Consider the following 3832-nt stretch of genomic DNA (forward strand, 5'->3'; position numbering starts at 1 on the left):
GCCCTGCCCCCCGACCGGGCCTCCAGTCCGACGCCATGCCCGGGGGCCACCAGCCGGCGCACCAGCCCCCCCTGCACCAGCGCGGACAGCACCCCCACCACCGCGAAGAGCGCCCCGGAGCGCAGGCTGGCCTCCTTGAGGACGGCCGCGTCCGGGTGCACCGCGTGCACCAGCCACCCACCCTCCAGCGGCACCGCCCCGGACGACAGGAAGCGCGTGAGGAGGAACACGGAGAAGGTGCCCTCCATCTGCGCGAAGGCCACGGTGAAGAGCAGCACCAGCACCACGCACCGGCCCACGACGGGAAGCGTCAAGACGGACGCGGCGCCCTTCATGGAGCGCACCGTGGCGGAGGGGCTGCCCGGCACCCGCGTCTCCGGCAGAAAGAACCAGGTGTTGATGAGGTTCAGGGCGGACAGTCCCGCGGCGAACAGGCCGATGGCGAGGTTGCCGCCCCACGCGCCCAGGACGCCGCCCAGCGCCGGCCCCAGCACGAAGCCCAGGCCGAACGCCGCGCCGATGATGCCCATGCCCCGCGCGCGCTCGCTGGGCTTGGTGATGTCCGCCACCACCGCCTGCGCCGTGGACACGTTGCCCCCGGACACCCCGTCGATGACGCGGGAGAGGAACAAGAGCGGCAGCGTGTGCGCGAAGGCGAACAGCACGTAGCCCGCCAGCGAGCCCACCTGGCTCAGGAGCAGCACCGGGCGCCGGCCGAACCGGTCCGACAGCCGCCCCATGATGGGCGCCGCCACCAGCTGCATCAGCGAGTACACCGCGACGAGCAGCCCCACCGTGAAGGGCGAGGCCCCGAAGCGCACGCCGTACACGCCCAGCTGCGGAATCAGGATGCCGAACCCGATGAGGTCCAGGACGGCGATGCCGAACACCACCCGCAGCGACGCCTCCCGTGCCAACTCGAACTCCCCTCGTCCACGTGCCTTCGAAAAGAGAAAACCGCCGGAGCGCTCAGACCAAGCGCTCCGGCGGGCCGGGAGACTCCCACCTGTCCTGCCGTGCGTCTACATCGCGCCGGCGGACTGGATGTTGCGGTTGGCCGTGTCGCGCTCGATGCAGCCCTTGGTCATCGTGTACTGGTACGTGCCCAGCTCGTCACGCCAGTACTCGCCCTCGTAGGGCCAGTAGAGCTGATCGTCCGCGACCGCCACGGAGTACTTGTACTTCTTGACGATGGCCGTGCGGCCGCCCGCCTTGAGCTGCTCCTCCAGGAACTCCTTCTCCTTGGTGGTCGTCTCGAACTTGATGCGCAGGCCGTTGGCCAAGAGCAGCTTGAGCGCGCCCAGCTCCGTCTCCAGCTTGCCCTTGGCCATGGTGCCGGCCTTGGAGATGAGGCTGGTGCGCTGGACCTTGAGGCCCTCCAGCAGCTGCTTGGTCAGCTCCGAGTACTTGAACGTGTCGCCCTTGTTGGAGAACAGGTCCATCTCACCCTCGAGCTCCAGGATGGAGTCGTTGGTCTTCTTCAGGTCCTGATCCGTGAGCGCGAGCCGCAGGATGCGCTCCAGGAGCACGTCCGTGCCGTTCTTCTCCAGGCCGTCCTTGTTCTTCTTCTGCACGTCCGCGAGCACCGTGTAGTACTCGCTCGCGTCCATGTTCTTCTTCACGAGCGAGTCCAGCTCATCGTGCACCGGCAGGTACGTGTGCTCGAAGTCCTGGAGGATGAGGTTGGACTCCCGGTAGCGGCAGTTCTCGTAATAGATGACGGCCTTCAGGATGAGCGCTTCCGGGAAGTACTCCTCGCGGAAGAAGGGCGACGACAGGGTGATGAGGTTGCCCAGCGCCTGCTCGTACTGACCGATGCGGTAGTTGGCCCACGAGGACTCGAAGAGGGCCTCCAGCCACTGCGTGTTCCCGCGCTCCACCTTGTTCAGATAGAAGATGGAGAAGCGGTTCTGCTGCATGCCGTAGTGCGTGCGCGCCAGCTGCATGAACGCCAGCTCGCGCAGCGACTTGTCCAGCTTCGCCTGCTCGCCGGTGCGGCCGACCATGGGACGGGTGAGGCGCACGACTTCCTTCATCGCCTCCACCGACGCCAGCACGTCCGTGTTGCCGCGCTTGGCCGCCGCGTCCTTGTGGTGGGTGCCGTTGCGGAAGAAGGCCAGACCCTCCAGGTACTTCGCGCGCGGGTAGAAGGTGTCCGTGCGCGGGATGGTCAGCGCCAGGCGCTTCACTTCCTCGAAGCTCTTGTCCGCGTTCTCCGTCTGGCCGACCTGATCCAGCGCGCGGCCGCGCACGAAGTGGTAGCGGGCCAGCAGGTAGCGGAACTCGTTGCGGAACTTCTCCGGGAACTCGTAGTTCGCGTACCGGGCGATCTCATCCAGGATGACCGTCTCGTTCTGCGTCTTGCGGCTGATGAAGAACAGCCACTCCAGGCTCGTCTTGAAGAACTTCGTGGACGGGCCCGCCGCGAGGATCTTCGAGAACTCGCCCAGCGACGAGTGGTACAGCCCCATGCGGTAGAGCGACTTGGCCAGCACGTAGCGCGCTTCGGTGTGCAGGCCCTGGAGCTTGGCGTCGCCCAGCAGCTCGTGCGACGCCATCGCCGCCTTCTCGTACTCGTCGTTCTTGAACAGCGAGATGGCCGCGTCCAGGCGCTGGCGGTCCGCCGTCTTGCCGGACACGTCCACCGCGTCGAACGTCATCGTGGGCGCGGGCGGCTTGTCGTTGTCGCCCGTGAGGTCCAGGCCCAGGCCGCCGCCGCTCTGGGCAGGCTGCGCGGGCTTGACGGGCGCCGGAGATGCAACCGGGGCCGCGGGCGTCGCGGTCACCGGAGGCGTGGCGGGGTTGCCCGCGGGGGCCACGGGGGCTTCAGCCGCCGTGTCCGCGGTGTCTTCCGCGGGCGCGGCCTTGCCCTTGCCGCGCTTGGAGGACGTGGCCTTCTTCTTGGAGGAGGCCCCCTTCTTCTTCTTCTTGGACTGGCCCGCCAGATCCAGTCCTTCAAAGGACTGGGCCAGCGTGGGGGCCGTGTACGCGAGCGTGAGCCCGAGGACGGCGAGACGGAGGAACCGGTGGGTGCGCATCATGCTTATGAACCGGAGGGGAAGAAGAAGGACAGGCCCAGCTCGAAGAGGATCTGGTTGCGGAGGTACGTGGGCGTGGGCTCCCGGCCCTTCTCCACGTAGATGAGGTCGCGCAGCTCCGTGCGCAGCGTCATCCAGCGGTTGAAGAAGAAGCGCAGGCCGACGCCGATGTTGCCGCCGCCCGTGAGGTAGGACTTGCCACCCGCGATGGCCTGTCCGTCCACGAGCGTCGTCTCCGGGCCGCGGTACTGCACCACCGAGGCGCCGAGGATGCCGTACATGTCGAAGTGGACGAACTTCTCCGCCAGCAGCGACAGCTTGCCGTAGATGGGCGCCCACTGGACGTCCGCGCCGCCCAGCAGCGTGAGCTGCCCGGGGGCCTGACCGTCCAGCTCACCCTTGGAGGGCGCGCGGCAGCCACGCGTGTCGCCGCCCGAGCCCTCCGTGAAGGTGCAGATCTGCGCGGAGCCGGCCACGGAGTTCACCGCGTAGCCCGCGCGCAGGCTCACGCCCAGCGTCTCCGACGGGTAGTACGTGAGCGAGCCGCCGAAGATGTACTTCTTGTAGAACGCGTCGCGGATGGTGATGGACGCGGACGGGCTGACTTCGAAGCGGCCCTTCTTGAGGAACATGTGGCCGGACACCGGCCGGATGCGCTCGCGAAGGGGGCCCAGGGCGTCCTTGTCCACCTCGGACACGTCACCGGCCTCCTCCTCCTGGGAGCCGGCCGGAGCCTGGGGTGCGGCCGGCTCCCAGGAGGAGGAGGCCGGTGACGTGTCCGAGGTGGACAAGGA

The 3832-nt window shown here is 68.0% G+C and carries 3 protein-coding genes; all 3 read right to left on the reverse strand.

The features are described 5' to 3' along the window. A partial coding sequence (locus tag D7X74_RS40385; RefSeq protein ID WP_120538254.1) for an MFS transporter occupies positions 1 to 917 on the reverse strand: 917 nt, incomplete at its 3' end. A gap of 105 nt (positions 918 to 1022) precedes the next feature. Continuing rightward, positions 1023 to 3041, reverse strand: coding sequence for an adventurous gliding motility protein GltC (gltC, locus tag D7X74_RS40390; RefSeq protein WP_120538255.1), 2019 nt, complete (start codon positions 3039 to 3041; stop codon positions 1023 to 1025). 2 nt (positions 3042 to 3043) lie between these two features. After that, positions 3044 to 3829, reverse strand: a complete 786-nt coding sequence (locus D7X74_RS40395) for an outer membrane beta-barrel domain-containing protein (RefSeq protein WP_120538256.1) — start codon at positions 3827 to 3829, stop codon at positions 3044 to 3046. Between the last annotated feature and the right edge of the window lie 3 nt (positions 3830 to 3832).

Source organism: Corallococcus sp. CA047B (assembly GCF_003612065.1).
GTDB lineage: Bacteria > Myxococcota > Myxococcia > Myxococcales > Myxococcaceae > Corallococcus > Corallococcus praedator.